This window comes from Acinetobacter legionensis (assembly GCF_048552295.1).
Lineage (GTDB): Bacteria > Pseudomonadota > Gammaproteobacteria > Pseudomonadales > Moraxellaceae > Acinetobacter.
Map to the genome: position 1 here is coordinate 1 of NZ_JBIMCW010000023.1, position 17,012 is coordinate 17,012.

19 protein-coding genes are annotated in these 17,012 nt (G+C 33.3%); 11 read left to right on the forward strand and 8 right to left on the reverse strand.

All coding sequences use genetic code 11. The annotated features are described in order from the left end of the window. Nucleotides 1–213: 213 nt before the first annotated feature. Nucleotides 214–591 (forward strand): hypothetical protein, encoded by a 378-nt coding sequence (locus tag ACG916_RS16200; RefSeq protein WP_336953881.1) that lies wholly within the window; start codon nt 214–216, stop codon nt 589–591. Beyond that, the gene (locus ACG916_RS16205) at nt 588–779 is read left to right on the forward strand and encodes a helix-turn-helix transcriptional regulator (protein WP_336953880.1); all 192 of its coding nucleotides are present in this window, start codon (nt 588–590) and stop codon (nt 777–779) included. The genes ACG916_RS16200 and ACG916_RS16205 overlap by 4 nt, the downstream gene beginning before the upstream one ends. 287 nt (nt 780–1,066) lie before the next feature. Here the strand turns inward: ACG916_RS16205 and ACG916_RS16210 are convergent, their stop codons facing one another. Together ACG916_RS16210 and ACG916_RS16215 are read right to left on the reverse strand one after the other, a co-directional pair. Then, nucleotides 1,067–2,113: a linear amide C-N hydrolase gene (locus ACG916_RS16210; RefSeq protein ID WP_336953879.1), complete on the reverse strand. Its 1,047-nt coding sequence runs from the start codon at nt 2,111–2,113 to the stop codon at nt 1,067–1,069. Between the two features lie 208 nt (nt 2,114–2,321). Continuing rightward, complete coding sequence (locus ACG916_RS16215; protein ID WP_419328629.1) at nt 2,322–2,879, reverse strand: hypothetical protein; 558 nt, start codon at nt 2,877–2,879, stop codon at nt 2,322–2,324. Nucleotides 2,880–3,286: 407 nt separating this feature from the next. Here ACG916_RS16215 and ACG916_RS16220 point away from each other — a divergent pair, with 407 nt between their 5' ends. The 3 genes from ACG916_RS16220 to ACG916_RS16230 all read left to right on the forward strand — a co-directional run bounded on the left by ACG916_RS16220 (nt 3,287) and on the right by ACG916_RS16230 (nt 4,447). Further along, a complete protein-coding gene (locus ACG916_RS16220; RefSeq protein WP_336953877.1) occupies nt 3,287–3,457 on the forward strand; it encodes a hypothetical protein in 171 nt (56 codons plus the stop codon). An 89-nt stretch (nt 3,458–3,546) separates the two neighbouring features. Further along, nucleotides 3,547–3,771 (forward strand): hypothetical protein, encoded by a 225-nt coding sequence (locus tag ACG916_RS16225; RefSeq protein WP_419328630.1) that lies wholly within the window; start codon nt 3,547–3,549, stop codon nt 3,769–3,771. 415 nt (nt 3,772–4,186) lie between these two features. After that, entirely contained in the window at nt 4,187–4,447 is a 261-nt protein-coding gene (locus tag ACG916_RS16230) for a DUF2164 domain-containing protein (RefSeq protein WP_419330612.1), read from the forward strand. A 327-nt stretch (nt 4,448–4,774) separates the two neighbouring features. Here ACG916_RS16230 and ACG916_RS16235 read toward each other — a convergent pair whose 3' ends face one another. Continuing rightward, nucleotides 4,775–5,263 carry a GNAT family N-acetyltransferase gene (locus tag ACG916_RS16235; RefSeq protein WP_419328632.1) on the reverse strand — a complete coding sequence of 163 codons (489 nt, stop codon included), beginning with the start codon at nt 5,261–5,263 and terminating at the stop codon, nt 4,775–4,777. Between the two features lie 351 nt (nt 5,264–5,614). Next, nucleotides 5,615–5,851 (reverse strand): hypothetical protein, encoded by a 237-nt coding sequence (locus ACG916_RS16240; protein WP_336953873.1) that lies wholly within the window; start codon nt 5,849–5,851, stop codon nt 5,615–5,617. A gap of 410 nt (nt 5,852–6,261) precedes the next feature. Here ACG916_RS16240 and ACG916_RS16245 point away from each other — a divergent pair, with 410 nt between their 5' ends. The 3 genes from ACG916_RS16245 to ACG916_RS16255 all read left to right on the forward strand — a co-directional run bounded on the left by ACG916_RS16245 (nt 6,262) and on the right by ACG916_RS16255 (nt 8,996). Then, complete coding sequence (locus ACG916_RS16245; RefSeq protein WP_336953872.1) at nt 6,262–6,453, forward strand: hypothetical protein; 192 nt, start codon at nt 6,262–6,264, stop codon at nt 6,451–6,453. A gap of 741 nt (nt 6,454–7,194) precedes the next feature. Continuing rightward, nucleotides 7,195–7,551, forward strand: coding sequence for a roadblock/LC7 domain-containing protein (locus ACG916_RS16250; protein WP_336953871.1), 357 nt, complete (start codon nt 7,195–7,197; stop codon nt 7,549–7,551). Between the two features lie 1,217 nt (nt 7,552–8,768). After that, nucleotides 8,769–8,996 (forward strand): hypothetical protein, encoded by a 228-nt coding sequence (locus ACG916_RS16255; RefSeq protein WP_336953870.1) that lies wholly within the window; start codon nt 8,769–8,771, stop codon nt 8,994–8,996. A gap of 85 nt (nt 8,997–9,081) precedes the next feature. On the opposite strand, the gene ACG916_RS16260 is transcribed toward ACG916_RS16255, so the two are convergent. From ACG916_RS16260 to ACG916_RS16270, 3 genes are all read right to left on the reverse strand, one after another. Beyond that, complete coding sequence (locus ACG916_RS16260; RefSeq protein WP_419328634.1) at nt 9,082–9,372, reverse strand: hypothetical protein; 291 nt, start codon at nt 9,370–9,372, stop codon at nt 9,082–9,084. Nucleotides 9,373–9,715: 343 nt separating this feature from the next. Beyond that, nucleotides 9,716–10,402, reverse strand: coding sequence for a hypothetical protein (locus tag ACG916_RS16265; protein ID WP_336953868.1), 687 nt, complete (start codon nt 10,400–10,402; stop codon nt 9,716–9,718). An 85-nt stretch (nt 10,403–10,487) separates the two neighbouring features. Beyond that, nucleotides 10,488–11,189, reverse strand: a complete 702-nt coding sequence (locus ACG916_RS16270) for a 3'-5' exonuclease (protein WP_336953867.1) — start codon at nt 11,187–11,189, stop codon at nt 10,488–10,490. Nucleotides 11,190–11,821: 632 nt separating this feature from the next. On the opposite strand from ACG916_RS16270, the gene ACG916_RS16275 reads away from it, so the two are divergent. From ACG916_RS16275 to rnk, 3 genes are all read left to right on the forward strand, one after another. After that, nucleotides 11,822–13,048: an alpha/beta hydrolase family protein gene (locus ACG916_RS16275; RefSeq protein WP_419328635.1), complete on the forward strand. Its 1,227-nt coding sequence runs from the start codon at nt 11,822–11,824 to the stop codon at nt 13,046–13,048. A gap of 160 nt (nt 13,049–13,208) precedes the next feature. After that, nucleotides 13,209–14,462 (forward strand): serine hydroxymethyltransferase, encoded by a 1,254-nt coding sequence (glyA, locus tag ACG916_RS16280; protein WP_419328636.1) that lies wholly within the window; start codon nt 13,209–13,211, stop codon nt 14,460–14,462. A gap of 257 nt (nt 14,463–14,719) precedes the next feature. Continuing rightward, nucleotides 14,720–15,127 (forward strand): nucleoside diphosphate kinase regulator, encoded by a 408-nt coding sequence (gene rnk / locus ACG916_RS16285; protein WP_234622805.1) that lies wholly within the window; start codon nt 14,720–14,722, stop codon nt 15,125–15,127. Between the two features lie 82 nt (nt 15,128–15,209). Here rnk and ACG916_RS16290 read toward each other — a convergent pair whose 3' ends face one another. After that, the gene (locus ACG916_RS16290; RefSeq protein ID WP_419328638.1) at nt 15,210–16,748 is read right to left on the reverse strand and encodes a DUF4139 domain-containing protein; all 1,539 of its coding nucleotides are present in this window, start codon (nt 16,746–16,748) and stop codon (nt 15,210–15,212) included. Between the last annotated feature and the right edge of the window lie 264 nt (nt 16,749–17,012).

The window sequence follows — 17,012 nt, forward strand, 5'->3', positions numbered from 1 at the left end:
GCCATAAAATACTCCATATATTGATGTTTATAACATCATTTGGGGAGCAAAATATCACTTATAAGTGTTGTTCAAATTTCCTGATCCACCTCTATTGAAGGCGCATTTCGAGGTTGCTGTATAAGTTAAAATAAAAATAATATGTAAAGCACGCTTTACATAGTGCGCTATTTGATCTAAATTTGTGTAAAGTTTACTTTACATGAGTACCGTATGAAAAAATATAGATCTCTGATTGAGTTTAGCGCATCAATACTGCTTTATATTGTTGTGCTTATCTGTACATTAAATTATTTAAAGAATGATAATATCCGTTATTCAACACAAATTTTTGTGACATTATTGCCTATAATTCCCTGTATTTTGGTGGGCTGGAGTGTGCTCAGGCAATTAGCGCGCCTAGATGAAATGCAACAACACATCCAATTACAAGCTTTTGCGCTGGCATTTGTGGGTACCGCACTCATCACATTTAGCTATGGATTTCTTGAAAATATTGGCTTTCCACATCTTTCTATGTTTTTGGTATGGCCTTTAATGGCAACGCTGTGGGGTGTTGGTATTGCAATTGGGAGTTGGCGTTATCGATGAAAAATATCTTATCTGAATTGAGAACGCAGCAAGGTTGGTCTCAGCAACAATTAGCAGAATATTTGGGAGTTTCTCGCCAGACAATTAATGCAATTGAAAAAGAGCGCTATGATCCTAGCTTACCTTTGGCCTTTAAAATATCTAAATTATTTAATTCACCCATAGACGTAATTTTTAAAGATGAATAGAATTTTATAGATGGGTTAAGCTTGGCCTGGGCAGAAATTTTTGACCACTAAAAATAGTATATTTAAAGCATTATATTCTTAGCCGTTAATAAATTTAGCTCAAGTATTCAACACTTTTCATGGAATTTGATCTGTAAAATGGGTAAACGAAGCCTGACGTGAGAGGAAACTTACAAAACTTCGTGCTAGACCGTAAATTGTTAATGAAAGCCCACATTGAGAGGGCTTTTGTTTGAAGTCTTTATGTAAATTAATACTTATAAAAGGCATTTATCTTTTGCTTAAAGTTAATTTATTCCTAAAAACTGGAATGGTTTTGAGCTTTTAAAATAAGAGTTTGATTTTCCAGAATAGGTTATTGCTTGGTCTTTACCTAAAGCCAGTTTTTTGGTTTGCCCATCTTTGAAGTTAATCTCTTTTAAGTCTACCCAAAAAATATTTGGTGATACAGCAGATTCAAAAAAGTAAAGATTTCTCTTATGGTCAGCGACAGTACGCCAACGCGTAGAAGAAATATTTGGTTCTTCTGCGGTATTTAATCCAAATGGAACAGAGACATTTCTGATCACACCAAACACACTTGCGATAGAATGTTCTGATGACGCTTTTTTAGGTATTGCATTGATATAAAATGAAGCTCTTGCAAAGCGATCTGAAGCACGATTGGTTCCGGGTAACATGATTGTTCCGCCAATTTGCTGCCAATAGCTATTGAGCGCTAATTGTTGATCAAAGGTTGGGGAATTGGTCATTACTTGATATTTACGGCTATGATGAATCACTTGTTTACCGCCAATATACTCAATAATTGCACTATCACCCGTTGCATCCGATATAGAAAGATGTAGAGTCGTTAAACGTGTATCACCTGGCACAGTATCTGTAACAACTATAAAAGGTTCCTTTTCTAAAGCATGTACTGCTTCGTCTACAGTTGCATAGTTGTCTAAGACATATTGAGCCCATAGAGAAATACTCAGAGGTGGTTTGCTATTCTTCTTAGTATCTGGATAATCAGATTCTACTAACCAAAGTAAGTTAGCCACTAAACCTTTTTCATTCATGCCATCTGTTGTGGCAACATCATAACCTGTTGCAACGACGCTACCATATTTAGCCGTCCATTGAATAGAATTCGGACCAGCTAAGCCTGTACGTTTGACATTACTTGGTAAAATCCATAAATCTGTCCCTACGTCTTGTTTCCAATCCATAGAACGTGCTGTAATCACTTCATTGTCACCTAAATATACGACACGTGTACAAGCAGTGGTAACTTCTGCTGCGACGAGAATTCCCGCGGCAAGTAATATCTTTTTCAAAGCATTATTCATCATCATTTCCTCTTAAAAAACGGTAAATTAATGTCCAAGACAGGGGCTTGTTGTCGAATATCCCAATGGAAGTTATTGCATTTATAATTTTGTTCAAAATAACTGTAGTCAGTTGTTAAATTTAGATTTCGATTCAAAAAGAGAAATTCGATATCCTGTATATACATAGGCAGAAATCGTTTTTCTCCCCTCAAGGTCATTTTTGAAGCTAAATTCCAAGGTGAATCAAAATTGTATTTAAAGCGAGAACCTCTAAAAAACCATTCCATACGCTACCTATGTCTGTAGATTGATTTAAAGTACTAACTTTTGCTTTGGGTTTGGTGCAATGCATTCCAATTTTAGGTTCTATAATCGGCTTTGGTAGATTTTTGAAGCTAAAGGCAGGTGATATGTGTGCTCGATAGTAAGTTCCAGAACTGACCTGATCTAATTGATTATTTATAGAGATCGGTAAGTATCTTGTTTGTTTTTCTTGAGACGGTTTTATAATTTGTTGGTTAGCATAAATCCCCCATTTTCCCTTAATTAGTTCGGCATGTGCCATAAATGAATGGTCTAGCTCTTTTACTATTTCTTTGAAACGTTGATCAATATTATATTTAATTTCCTCTTTTTTGATTGGCTCATCCACATCTGCGGCAAAGGTGTATAAGTTAAGATTTGACTTTTCATGACTATCAAAGGAGTCTATGAAGCTTTCAGCATAGACTATTTTATTTAAAATAATACCAAATATCATATATAAATAATTATTAAATATCATTTAATTTCAAAATTTTTATATCATAATGTTGATGAAATTATTTTATTTAAGATTTTCTACACTAATTTATTAAAAATATTAATTATTGTATTTATGTTATGGTCATCTATGCATATAATGAAATATAAATTTAGTGGCTAATACTAAAAATATTAAGTTTATCTTAGAATTCAGATTTTTAAATAAGTAATGGATTCTACATCTGTTTCTAAAGTATTTATTTTAGGGGCACATTTTTAATGGACATTGTCTAAACAATATTTATGAATTTTTATTGTAAAAATAAATATAAACCAATGATATTAATTTTTAAATATACCTTGATACATGTCGCTACTATCTATTCAGTTCATAAAGGTGCATGTTAAATGTACCATTAATATGAATGGTAAAAAAGAGATATCACTATGTCAAAATTTAACAAGCAAGTGAGTAGCAATCAGGGTAAACAACCTGATGCTAATGGTCATCAATCTCAAGCGCCACAGCAACAGTCAAATAAGGATCAGAATAAGCAACCTGACGCTAATCATGCTAATTCACTTCAACTACAGCAAAAGAAAGTTGAAGAAAGATGAGTGCAAAAAAAATAGCACTAGGTGTTTCAATGCGTGAAGAATAAATTGTAAGGATGAAACTTCTTTCAATTTATTAAGGAGTTAAAGTAATGATTAAGAAAGTAACGGTACATAAAATGTATGCAGAATTTCAACAGTTTCCAGTTATACAATATATAGGTGAATATGATGAGTCATTTAATTTAGTTAGGCTATTCAATTCTTTCAATCAGGAATTAATCAGAATATTTGGAACCTATCAGTGGATTTTAATTGGCACTGATGAGGTTTTTTTTGTAGAAGAAGATCCAGCCTTTCAACAGAGAACACTCTAATCATATTTCGTGATATATAGTGAATATAAATGTTAGACTTGCTATATTTGTTGAAGGGAAGTATTTTTTATAAAAAGAGAATTTTCAGTTTTATGTTCAATAGGCGGAGTATGATCAGCTGTTTAAAAACTAGCAATTATTAAGTTTTATGATGTCTAGCCCAATTTTATTTTGTCTAGGATCAATGAATATCTTTTCTTGTTTATTATCTAATAAGATAATTAAAAATAGGCTTACTGTGGCGTCACTTATTTAGAGTTGAGTGTATAAATTTTTTAATCTGGTTATATAGGTCTATTGAGGCTCTTTACAAATATGAAAAATCAAGATGTACGTCATTTTAAGACGCGATGATATTGAATAAAAACTGAATTAGTATTGTAATGTGTTCTCATTATTTTCAGAATCAAAGACTATGGCTAAAAAGCAAATAATTACATTTGATGATTTTACGCGTGAACAATTAATCTATTCGTTGAAAAAGTATGTATTAAAGGAACTAGACTTGGATCTAGGAAATTTTCCAGCGCAGTTTTTGTTTGATTTCATCGTAGAAGAATTTGGTCATCACTTTTACAATCAAGCACTCAATGATACCCATGAATGGTTGGCAGAAAGATTTGCTCATCTCAATGAAAACCTATTTTTATTATCTAAAGAAAAGGCAATAAAGTAAAATACGTAAGGTCTTAAAAATCATACTTTGAAAGCTTAGTGTTATAAGACAGGGTAAAGTGAGTGTTTAATGACAATTCATACTGAGAATTTTTTAGAACGCTTAAAGTAGAGAATTGCTGACCAGTGAGCATGGACTAAAACGGCCACACTTTTTAAACAAGTAAGTACGTCATTGCTTACTATTACTTTAGTTCAAGCACGCTTCATTTTTTTCAAATTGAGGAGCTATAGTTGAAACTAAGCAAGATGAGAATTTCGAATATTTATCCAGTTATTTTGCTTAACTCAGTAAGATGACCACGCAGAAGACTTTTTTGAATCATACTTACTCGACTTTTACGACAGGCATTTTATATAGACGATACCTGATAAAATGTTCATTGCTTAGGGTGACTTCACCATCCAATTTAAATCCAAGTGAGTAGATCCCTTTTAAATTTTTCCGTGTTGGCGGTAATAAAATTGTGATTGATTCAAAACCCATTTCGTTAAATGCTTTATTTATTATTTTATCAAAAATTTGTTTGCCAATTCCCCAATAATTAGGATGCAAAACTAAAGCTAAGTCAGCATCTCCATGCTCATATTGTAATCCTCCCCAACCTGCAAATTTGCCATCAACAATAAATGCCCATGGGCCATAGCCGTATTGTGTCCACTGATTTTCTTTATCATTGACCCACGCAATACATTGATCTTCATTAAAAATAGTCCCTTTGGCTAAGGGCATTTGTTTGAGGACGCGATCATTTGTGTTTAATTCAATAATCTCGGTCTTACTGACATTACTTAAATGGTCAAACTTGATCTCCACTATGATCCTCCTTAAATACCAATTGTTTGGATTCCTTCGATTGATTTTATAGTTTAATGCTAGATGGGGCGTATTTTAAATAATACAAAGCATAATGCGATTAAGGGCTAATATTTTACTGATTAAAGTCAATTTTCTAAATGATTTGTGCTATGGTTTCTCTAATTTTACTTTAATTGCATGATTGATTCGTTCAAAATTCGGCTTGGTTTTAGTCTATAAGTTCTTTAAGAAAGGTTTTAACAAAACTCCACTTAAGGCTTCACTATGAATTAACCTTGTTTGATTCGTGCTTATTTGTTGTAATCTAAATTTATGTTCTACATTAAATACTCCTTTAACGACTACATTTCAACACCAGCTGACCTCTGTGTTTTCTTGTTTTTCTAACACAATCATATTGAAAGACATTTTGTTTATTGCATTATTTTGTATGCTTAGCTTGATCTTGCCAGCTTTTTGAAACGCTCCAGACACGTTTAGGATAAATGGATTCCAATTCTTATAATCTTCAAAATTTGTAAGAGTTTTCCAAAAAATATCAATGGGTGCATGGATCAAAACTTCGGTTGTTATTTCAAATTTCATGTTAGCTTTTTCAACTGGTTTGTATTTTAATCACCCTACACTTGTTTCATCTTTTTAATATCGCTAAAATCAACGCTACTCAATTGATAGCTAAAACTAGTCAGTAAAATAATAATTATTGGAATATTTTGAGTTTTTTGTATTGGATATTTAGTTCTTTCCATTCTTTTATACTTGAAAAGTATTCACCTTAAATTATCAACTCAATATTTGAATCAAGAGAAAAAATAATTTAAACAATATCTTAGTTTAAAAAATTATAAATTTAGTTCAGTCATCTGAAGAAAATTGAACAATAAAAACTATAAAATTAATGTGATTTATGTCATGGTATTTAAATTTAATTTGAAATTTTATGCATTTTTGTATAATCTGTATCTGTGTTTTACGGCTTTATACAGGTAATTGTGATGATTTTTTATGATGGGGAGCATATTTTTCCTGAGCGTGCCAATGAATTTAAAAACTTTTTAAAAAAGTATTTGATTGAACATCAAGCTGAATATTTATTAGAACAAAAAACATTTGTATATGACAGTGATTGTGATGAGTTTTTTGAGTCAGATATTCAGGAATTTTATAAAATTTGGTTAATGGCTTAATAAAAAATGAGCTAATATTCAAGGCTTAAAAGCATTCAAAAGCCTGATAGGGTTTTGGGTAAGTAAACTCTGCTGTTCTATTGATTTTCCTTTATAGCCAAAAGCATTGTCAAAAATTAATAGTTGCTTTGACCTTAATAACTTTTTAAATAAATCAACAAGCCCTCTTGTAAATAACATCCTTTCTTGTAAATTATAAAAAACTACGGTTGATAGAAAATTGTAGAGCTTTTTGTTCTTAATTCTTTTTACAATTAAATACTGTGTATAGTCCATATTTTAAGAATTTTATTCTTAATGTTAGGATAATGCTCATCTTAAGGCATGTCTAATATATTGGTGAAAAATAATATAATAAATATATTGATAAGTGGTGTATATATGGAAATATATTGTCTATGGAACATTGATTTTTTATTTTATTTAATTTTCAAATCGTTGTATTTGAAGGGTTTTATTGTTTTTAAATTATGGTGTTTTAAATTGATCTATAAATAAGTATTTTATTTATATTTCTATTCATTGTTTTTATTGAATATAAATTCATATTAATAAATTTTTGTGTTGAGTTAAATATTTCACTTGTGAAGTAATATAGAGATAATTATTTGTTTATATTAAAAAAAGTTACAAATTATTATAATAAAATAATATTTTATTATAATTTTGTGGTATTTTTTAAACATGAGGGTGCTTTAGAAGTGGCTCATATTATCTCTTTTTAATAAAAGGCACATATAAATGGCTAAAATTGACTTAACAGCTTTAACAGAAATTGACGGATTCACAGCAGCAGCGCTTGTAGATAGTACAAGTGGTTTATCTTTAGCAGCACATGGAACAGGAATTGATTTGGAACTTGCCGCTGCTGGAAATACTGAAGTTTTAAGAGCTAAAATGAAAACAGCAGAAGCTTTAAATTTACGCGACACGATTGATGATATTTTAATTACATTAGGAAAGCAGTATCACTTATTGAGACCACTTGATAGAAACAGTAGTCTATTTTTATATTTAGTATTAGATCGCCAAAAATCTAATTTAGCTATGGCGCGACATGAACTTAGAATTTTTGAAAAAGAATTAGATTTCGCTTAAAATATAGACTTGGCTATTGCTTCAATATTGTCGTGATAGCCTTGTGACGATATTTAAATTGAAAAAATTCATAATAATTAATAATAAAAGTATTGTTTAAATATTAAAGTTTTATTAAAAAATGAAAATTAATTAGTCTCAATGTTTTTTTAAGTATTTTGATGAGTTGAGAGGCTATTTTAATTCTCAAGTTTTTATAAAATAAAAATATCATTTACAAATATAAAAAATATCTTTAACCACAAAGTTGCAGCTAGAATGAGCAGCATCATGTTCGATAAATTTTGGTCACGTATGATCAAGAACATCCTCGATTATAAGGCTTTAATCATATTTGTTATGTTTATTGCATTAGGACTTAGCATTTTAATCAGATTACTCAGAAAAGCTGAATTTCCTTTTCAAAGAATGGTCACATTGAAAGGGAAGGTTTTGGTATTCAGATAACTGAAAATTTAAAGTACACACAGTCTAGACAGTATCCCACATGTTGAAAAAGTTAATTGAATTATAGCACCAGCAGGGAAGCTTAGAAAAAGTGTGTAGATCACGTGGAGGGGGAAGTCATTGTAAAAATCCTATAGCTGTTAAGTATAAGAATCCATATACGAAATCTGCTATAAATAGATGCTTTTAATGATTTATGAGAGACAATATTATCGATAAAATATCAACAGAATAGACGATTTAGTAGGTCAAATTTATAAGACCCTTTTTAACGAAATATTGTAATTTAGATTTTTCATGTTTGAACGCGCAATAGATATAATCAATCAAACTTTCCTATTATCTACTCATAAAAAAAATATTCAATTTAATAATTGCTGTCATATCGTTCAATAATGTTGCTACATCTTGCAGATCTAAATGCATCTGACTATATTAAAATTACAGTAGGTCGCTAAGACGCTACGAAGTAGTTGGACAGATCAATGACGGCTTATTGAATTTGTGACTCCAGTTCAAATAAAAAATAAGCACTAGCTTTCCAACATAAAAAGCTCGCAGAAATGCGGGCTTTTCTTTTTGAAATGTCATGAAATAATTGAATTTGGTTGTATTTACACAAAGTATTTAAAGTAATTTATTGATTTATAGATATAAAAAACTATAATGTAGCTATTTTTTAACATTGCCATAAAATCTAACAACTTCAAAATAATTATTGCGTGATGTCATGGTATAAGAAAACAGTACATAAAAAAGAGGACACAAAAATGACTGAAATGATTACAGTAAGGGTCAAGGATCAATATAGCAATGAGCTGAATGCAATGGCTTGGTTAAACAAGCTACAAGAGCATGAAGACACAGAAAATTTATCTTTGTTCCAAAAAATTGATCACATCATTGTGGATGGTGAAAAAATACTACCCAGTATTGAATTGCTTTTTGAAAGCAAGGAAAGTGACAGCATATATCGTATTATTGAACAAGTGAGTTAATTTTGACCATGAATTAAAAAACGTGTTGGCTGGAAGCTTAACACGTTTTTATTTGTCATCGTTTTTAATAGTCGGATAAAATTAATTAAGCAGTTTTAAAATGATTAAGTACCACAGCAACAAGGTGATACAAAGCCAAACGATTTTGGTTGGCATGTTGAATTGCATTTTTTTCAATTTTTAACTTATCTTTAAGCGTCCCAAGATAATAGCTTTCGACCAATATATGTTGAAAAGAAATAGGATCATTTTTGATGCGTAGATCTTTTTGATATTTAATATTGGATACAGCCGTTAAACATTGTTCAAAAGTTGGATAAAAATTTGAAAGTTCTAAAGCTGTTTGATTTGTCGATTTTGTAAGATATTGCGTCATAATTGTCTAATTATTTTAAATAATAGGTTGGCTTTTGATTCTACAGAATGCTTGTAAAACAGACAATTTGATTTTGTAAATAGATATGAATCTTTGGAAGTTGTTTAAAATCATAACAAAAAAATTTCTAGTTGAGCTGATTAGAAATAATATCCCCATGCTTACTAAACTGAGCATACTCTTTAATTTATTAAAATTTGTCATTGTCTCTAGCTTATTTTGGGTATCATTAGCGCAATATAAAAAACCAAATACCAAACTGGATAAAAGACTTAGAATGACGCTAAAAGCACTAAATTTGTCATTCTAAGGGGTAAAATTGAAATCAATATTTATGATTGCTTTAAGATGATTGTAGGTGTTGTAAGGAATAATTGATCTGTTGCATAGTTAGGTTTAATTCATGTGGCGAAATTCGACTTTCTTGAAGCGCGGTAATCCATTGCATTTGGCAAAATTTAATATCTCGAATGGATTTGGCCTGTTGTATTTGTATTACCAACTGTTTTGTCATCAGTCCACAATGAGTTTGTAGAAGGGTAGACATTTTTTGCTTGATGTCATCAAAATTTATATAAATGAGCTCAGATGTAGATTCAACATGTGTTTCTTCTTCAGATATTACTGTGTTGGTAGCATGCGTAGTGGTATGTGAATCTGCTGATTTTGTATTTTCATTCAGATTTTGAGTGATAATACTTTTTAATTTATCAACTTCTTTTGGGAAAGGTAGGGGAGTAAGGTTAGTGCATTGATTTAAATGATGTAAGTGTTCTATCTTGAATGATTCAGGCGTTATTTTTGTCTTCATTTCAGATGAATGATCAGCATGATTCTGAAAAATTAAACCTAACTCTTCAAGTTGCTGAATAAGTTCTGGTGTTGCGAGTCTTTGTTTGAGTGGACTCTTTAAAATTTTAAAATCATCAGTGCCAATCAGAAGTAGTAACTGTCTTTGGCGAGCAGTGAGTTGAAATGAGCGGTTTTTTAATGCCTGAATTCCCAAGTCAGTTTTAAAATAGTGATCCATGAGTCAAATTATTCCCCAATAAATTGACCCTAGAATAAAGAATGAAAATTACACTAATATGACTTTCTTGTTACAAATCACAAGCTTAAAGTGTGACTATGTTTGCATTCTCTAAAGCCTTGCGTAAATATGGATCAAGCTCATCTTGACGAAGTAACCATTGTACATAGTCTTTAGGTAATTCTGAAATAGCGGTACCACGGTGCTTTCCAAAGTTAATACTACGTGGGATACGTGCATCTTCTGAAGCTTCATATAATTCTTCAATTGTTTGAATTTTCAATTGATAAATAATATGCATAAGGATGTTTGCAGTTAAAATAATATCTGCATCAGCACGATGCGCACCTTTTAACATTTCACGTGCTTTTTCGCTGCCTTTACTTATCATATAGATCAGTGCTGATATATTGTGTGCTTCAGCATCAGGCCAAACAAGACGAGCAAGCGCAAGTGTACAAATGGCTTTGATATGAGCTGTATCTACGCCACATTGTTGGATTGCGCGAATATCATAGTCAATATTGTGCCCAATGATGTAAAGGGTTTGTTGAGGAAGTTCAAAACAGGAAAAATTTGGTTGATTCGTAAGATCTGATTCTAATATATGATGAACAGCCATTGAGCCGAAAGAAATCTTTTCATTTCCAATACTGTAAAGCTGATCGAACATTTGTTCACGATCTAGACTCAATTTCCCTTCTTGAATTTGAATCGGCGCATAAGCAATTTCAATGGGTAAGCCATTGAGTGTATGAGTCTCAGTATCTAAAATGATTGCTTGCATGCCTTTGTTCCCCAACCAATATATAAATGGAAAGCTTCCTTAAACTAGCTTTTTTAGGCCCTAAATACAATTTAAAGTCATATAAATTTCGAGATCAACATTGGATTTTGCTTAAATCCTATTCAATTATGGTTTTTAAATACATGCAGTCGGAAAAATATTCAAATTTAATTGTCTTAAATGCATTAGGCTTCTTTGATAAAGCTTTTTTAAAACTATAAATCAATATAAAAATCCCCTCATCCTAGCTTTCTCTTAAAATGAGAAGAAATTTTCAATACCAAAAGTCTTCACCCAACATGATCATTTTTTTATCTATCAAGGGGGGCTATGGGAATAAGGTGAAAAATACAAATAATTAGGGGGAAATCAAAGTTGTATTCTATTTTATGTTTTAGTTTTTGTGTGTCATGTAACACTTCCCAACTGTAGTATTTACATTAATTGATAAGAAAGTTGTTTGGCTTTATTTAAGTGCTGAAGAGCTACAGGTCTTTATGATATTGAATCAATGTTTAAAATCGGGATTAAAAAACTTGCTTAACATATTTTTTTGACGTATTGATAAAATAATTATACGCTTAAGCTCGTATAAATTAATTTTAAAAAATTGTGTTTTAAGGATAACTCACATGAAAAAAAAATTATTAACGGTTTTAATTTTAAGTTCTGGACTGGTTTTAACAGCATGTAAGAATGGTGGTAGTGGGGGAGGTTCATATGAATCGCCGTCAAATACTGATGTAAATAACATTACAAATCCTGTTGTTGGCACACCTACAGCATATAGCAAGACTGATTTTACTGCTGTTGCTGCAGATAGTGTGGTGATGACGTATAAGATGAAGGGAGTGAAGGGCACAGAAGTACAAGCAACGTCATTGGTATTTACTCCTAAAACTGCGCCACCAGCTTCAGGTTGGCCAATTGTGGTTTGGGCGCATGGTACAACCGGTGTCGCTGATATATGTGCGCCAAGCCGTAATGAGACAAATGTTTATATTAAAGGAATGATTTCTAAATTCCTTGCGGAAGGCTATGTGGTTGTTGCACCAGACTATGAAGGTTTAGGCGAGCCGAGTGGAACTGAACTCCATCCATTCTTAAATGTAAAAAGTGAAGCTTATTCAATTACAGATGCTGTGGTTGCAACCCGTAATTGGTTAGGTAACAAAGCATCGAAACAATGGGTGACTGTTGGACACTCGCAAGGTGGTCAAGCTGCTTTGGGGGCTGCACAATACGCAGATCGTGCAAGCTTAGATTATAAAGGTACGGTTGCTGTCGCACCTGCGTCACAACTGAATTTGATCCTAAATGCTGGAGAATCTAGCGTGGCAAATGCAACGCCTGATAAACAGATTCCAGTTTATGCATCTTTAGATACGTTTACCGCTCTGATCGCGGCAGGCTTACGTAATGCAAACCCAACTTTAGACTATAGCCAAGTCTTTAAAGTGCCGACTGATGCGATTGCTAAACAAGCAGAATCTGTTTGTTCTTCTCAACTAGGCGATAAGTTCGGGGGAGCAATGGGACAGTATGTTGCAATCAATGGGTCATTGAAAAATTATCCAAGAAAAACAGATACATTTATGTCCCTACCTGTGGTTCAAACTTTCTTGAATAAAGATTCTCAACCTTTACAAGTTCAAGTCAAAACGCCTGTAATTATCTACCAAGGTGGAGCCGATACCACTGTACCTCAAGCGGCAACAGATACCTTATATGGTACAGCTAAAGCACTGGCAACACCTGTGAATTATATTACCAATCCTGCTTGGGATCATAGTACAGCTTATGCCTTAAATATCGATAATATTGTGGCTGATGTAAAAGGAATGTTTGCAGCACAATAACTATTTTAAATTGTAGGTTTTAGCAAATGGCTTATGTTTTCAACATGAGCCATTTTTATTTAAAACGGAGTAAACTTCATTCTGTTTAATTACAAACTTCATGCTACAATACGCGCAATCTTAGCACGGCTTAAAAGCCCTAATTCATAGGACCTCGCTAATGTTCGCCAATATCTCTATTTCTGAATTTGATCCAGAAATTGCTCAAGCAATCACTCAAGAAGATGCCCGTCAAGAAGCTCATATTGAGTTAATCGCATCTGAAAACTATTGCTCACCAGCTGTTATGGAAGCACAAGGGTCAAAACTCACTAACAAATATGCGGAAGGTTATCCTGGCAAGCGCTATTATGGCGGTTGTGAATATGTTGATGTGATCGAACAATTGGCGATCGATCGTGCTAAAGCATTATTTGGTGCTGACTATGCAAATGTTCAGCCACACGCAGGTTCTCAAGCAAACTCAGCAGTTTATCTTGCTTTACTCAACCCAGGTGATACTGTTTTAGGTATGAGCTTGGCACATGGTGGTCATTTGACCCATGGTGCTAAAGTCAACTTCTCTGGTAAATCATATAATGCTGTTCAATATGGTTTAAATACAGAAACGGGTGAAATTGATTACGAAGAAGTTGAACGTTTAGCAGTAGAGCATAAACCTCGTATGATTGTTGCGGGTTTCTCTGCATATAGCCAAATTGTAGATTGGCAACGTTTCCGCGAAATTGCGGATAAAGTTGGTGCATATTTATTTGTAGATATGGCTCACGTTGCTGGTCTAGTTGCAGCAGGTGTGTATCCAAGCCCAGTGCAAATTGCTGATGTAACAACGACAACTACGCATAAAACTTTGCGCGGCCCTCGTTCTGGTTTAATCCTTGCAAAAGCAAACGAAGAAATTGAGAAAAAACTTCAATCTGCTGTATTCCCTGGTAACCAAGGTGGTCCATTGGTTCATGCTATAGCAGCAAAAGCAATTTGCTTTAAAGAAGCAATGATGCCTGAATACAAAGAATATCAAAAACAAGTGGTTGTAAATGCTAAAGCAATGGCTGAAGTATTGATTTCACGTGGTTATGATGTTGTATCTGGTGGTACAGAAAACCATTTATTCTTGTTGTCTTTAATTAAGCAAGATGTGACAGGTAAAGATGCTGATGCTTGGTTAGGCGCTGCTCATATTACTGTAAACAAAAATGCTGTACCAAATGATCCACGTTCTCCATTTGTTACTTCAGGTATCCGTATCGGTACGCCAGCAGTAACAACACGTGGTTTTGGTGAAGCGGAAGTTCGCGACTTGGCGGTTTGGATTGCGGATATCCTCGATGCAAAAGGTGATGAAGCTGTGATCAATGCGGTTAAAGCAAAAGTTGAAACGGTTTGTGCAAAATTCCCCGTTTATGCTAAATAAGCATTAACTTGAGAAGGCCTCCTCTCAAGGGGGCTTTTTTTATGGTTGTTCAATAAGCTTAAACATCGAAGTAAATATCTGTTATAAAAGAAGTAGATTATGGGAGTTTATTGATACTTCGTTTCATGTTTCCGACATATAGGTTGCATGCTGTAGTTTACGGCTTGTGGCTTAATTTATTTATAAAATGTCAACAGACCCATTATAAACATCGCTGCTATACCCAAATGATGTGAAAGATCGAAGGAATTAGGCACATGGCTAGTAAACCAAATATTATTATTTCAGAACAAGATTTACATCGCTTAGAAACGATGTTGGAACATCAGTCGAAGTTGACTGTGACGATGCAACATTTAGAAGAGGAATTGGCGCGAGCAGATGTGGTTGCGCCTCAAGATATGCCTCCAAATGTAGTAACCATGAATGCAAAAGTCTTAATCACCATTGCACCATCGACGGAAGCAACCGAAATTACTTTGGTTTATCCACATGATTTTCGTGGTGAGACAGGGCAGGTCAATGTTGTTGCACCTGTAGGTACTGCAATTCTTGGATTGGCAGAAGGGCAGGAAATCGAATGGCCACAGCCAGATGGTCATTTGATGAAAGTAAAAATTGAAAAAATATTGTATCAGCCAGAAAGAGAAGGCGATTATCTCTAATAAATGTCAAAATTAATGATATTTACGTGACCAAATTAAAGCCCAGTAATCACTGGGCTAAATTTTGTATAAAAACCGAAAGTTAAAACCCTGAAGTTCTCCCTTTGCTTGGATATTTAAATTGATGTTGAATATCTAATTTATAAATCTGTTTCGGATTTAAATCAATTTGCCATTGGTTGATATTGGGTTGTCCGTTCCATTGTGTTGCAGTCGGTGGAATATTATAGGTCGATTGAGTGCTGAGTTTACCGTTCTGGCTTTGTGGTTCAGGTTCAAAAATCGTAACCTGAATTGGATAGTTATGCAGGTTCTGTACTGAATATTGCTGTTTTCGTATGGTTTCAGATTGAGTACCTTTGACTGGATTTTTTTTGTCGGTTAAATCAGTGACTTTAACTTGAATTTGATCATCTGTACCAAAGCTCATTTGAAGTGCTTCATCTGCGCTATTGCTCCAAGCTCTTTGCCCAATATAGTCGCCATCACGATATAGTTTTACAATTCCAGAAGGCCAATTTTGATCAAGTTTTGAAATTTCAGCATTAATTGTGGCTTGAGTACTCTGTTTTGGAATCGCCCAAACTGAAAGTTTAGCCGGATATTGTTCAGTACTTAAAGGTAAATAGATTTGTTGTTGGCTGCTTGGAATGGATGCTTTGGTTTCTGAACGAAATTCAGTACTAAAATTTAAATCAGCCGTTTGAAACTGTGGAAATTGAGGGGGCGATTTTTTTACTGCGGCAGTGGACTTTCTATCATAACTCATTTCAGCCATTGCAATAGGTGCGGGTGCTGGATAAATTGGTCGTACTGGTTCTGGTTCATAATAGTTTACCCACCATTGTTGGGGTTGAACTTGTTGAATATAGTTTTGTGGGGTTGCTGTGGATAATGCCAATTTAACATTGTTCCAGTCTTCACCAGTTTTTTGAGCAATCATTGCCATACGTGTCAGCTTGATTTGCTTGGTTTGGGTGTTTAACTCAGCTTTATAGATCGGCTGCCAGCGTGCATAAGGAACCATATAGCTAATTTTAATTTCACCCCGTTGTGGGGCATTGACATAAAATTTTAGTGTTCGCTGATTAAACTCACTATCTCCAATGGCATTTAGATCCTGTTCAAGCTCTTGTAAGCGTTGTTGTAATTTTTCTTTCTCGGCCTTGGCTTGGTCAATGGCAATAAAAGCCTCGTAAGCCTGTTTACGGACTTTTGGCGCGGAACCTTTAATGACATTTTCTAAGAACTTATTTTGTAATTCAGCAGCTTGAATAATCGAGTTTTGTTCAGAAATCTGTTTTTTTATGCTTTCAATGTGGTGACGTAATTGAGCAGATTCATTTCCTGCAGGTTTATCAATTGCACTATCTGTATGAGACACAGCATTGACTTCAATATTGCTACTTTGATATTGCAATTGGTCTATATTGAAGTTTGCTGCAAGCCCATTTAGTGTAATGAGTTGTTCTCCTGCTTGTACTGGAAAACTTCGTTCGATTTTTGCCAGTGTGGGATACAGGGTGACTTGTTGAATGGGGGCGTTGGATAAGTTAAGCGCAAAACAATATGTTGAAGGAGCGCATAAAATAGTGAGTTGGAGTGCTGTTTTTATATTCATTATGAGGGGCCCTAAAATACATTCGATTAATTTTAAAGCTAAAATGTAGCAGAAAGTCATACAAATCAAAATAGTGATATAAGCATTTAAGGATGCTTGAACGTAATTGAGTATTGAGGATTGGCTAAATTTTAGACCTAAGAGAAAGCTTATTTATATTTAACTTGATGGATTTTTCAGCTAGTTTTGAATAATTGCAAGATCAAGTCAAACAAATTAAAAAAATTAAGTTACACTGAGTCATCCAAAAATTGAAGGGCTGAA

What these genes read in the sequence shown, in the direction of transcription:
- ACG916_RS16240 (WP_336953873.1), bottom strand. Translation starts at nt 5,851, where the DNA reads ATGAAATTTGAAATAACAACCGAAGTTTTGATCCATGCACCCATTGAT.
- ACG916_RS16200 (WP_336953881.1), top strand. Translation starts at nt 214, where the DNA reads ATGAAAAAATATAGATCTCTGATTGAGTTTAGCGCATCAATACTGCTT.
- ACG916_RS16290 (WP_419328638.1), bottom strand. Translation starts at nt 16,748, where the DNA reads ATGAATATAAAAACAGCACTCCAACTCACTATTTTATGCGCTCCTTCA.
- ACG916_RS16205 (WP_336953880.1), top strand. Translation starts at nt 588, where the DNA reads ATGAAAAATATCTTATCTGAATTGAGAACGCAGCAAGGTTGGTCTCAG.
- ACG916_RS16245 (WP_336953872.1), top strand. Translation starts at nt 6,262, where the DNA reads ATGATTTTTTATGATGGGGAGCATATTTTTCCTGAGCGTGCCAATGAA.
- ACG916_RS16270 (WP_336953867.1), bottom strand. Translation starts at nt 11,189, where the DNA reads ATGCAAGCAATCATTTTAGATACTGAGACTCATACACTCAATGGCTTA.
- rnk (WP_234622805.1), top strand. Translation starts at nt 14,720, where the DNA reads ATGGCTAGTAAACCAAATATTATTATTTCAGAACAAGATTTACATCGC.
- ACG916_RS16215 (WP_419328629.1), bottom strand. Translation starts at nt 2,879, where the DNA reads ATGATATTTAATAATTATTTATATATGATATTTGGTATTATTTTAAAT.
- ACG916_RS16250 (WP_336953871.1), top strand. Translation starts at nt 7,195, where the DNA reads ATGGCTAAAATTGACTTAACAGCTTTAACAGAAATTGACGGATTCACA.
- ACG916_RS16275 (WP_419328635.1), top strand. Translation starts at nt 11,822, where the DNA reads ATGAAAAAAAAATTATTAACGGTTTTAATTTTAAGTTCTGGACTGGTT.
- glyA (WP_419328636.1), top strand. Translation starts at nt 13,209, where the DNA reads ATGTTCGCCAATATCTCTATTTCTGAATTTGATCCAGAAATTGCTCAA.
- ACG916_RS16260 (WP_419328634.1), bottom strand. Translation starts at nt 9,372, where the DNA reads ATGACGCAATATCTTACAAAATCGACAAATCAAACAGCTTTAGAACTT.
- ACG916_RS16210 (WP_336953879.1), bottom strand. Translation starts at nt 2,113, where the DNA reads ATGAATAATGCTTTGAAAAAGATATTACTTGCCGCGGGAATTCTCGTC.
- ACG916_RS16230 (WP_419330612.1), top strand. Translation starts at nt 4,187, where the DNA reads ATGGCTAAAAAGCAAATAATTACATTTGATGATTTTACGCGTGAACAA.
- ACG916_RS16255 (WP_336953870.1), top strand. Translation starts at nt 8,769, where the DNA reads ATGACTGAAATGATTACAGTAAGGGTCAAGGATCAATATAGCAATGAG.
- ACG916_RS16265 (WP_336953868.1), bottom strand. Translation starts at nt 10,402, where the DNA reads ATGGATCACTATTTTAAAACTGACTTGGGAATTCAGGCATTAAAAAAC.
- ACG916_RS16225 (WP_419328630.1), top strand. Translation starts at nt 3,547, where the DNA reads ATGATTAAGAAAGTAACGGTACATAAAATGTATGCAGAATTTCAACAG.
- ACG916_RS16220 (WP_336953877.1), top strand. Translation starts at nt 3,287, where the DNA reads ATGTCAAAATTTAACAAGCAAGTGAGTAGCAATCAGGGTAAACAACCT.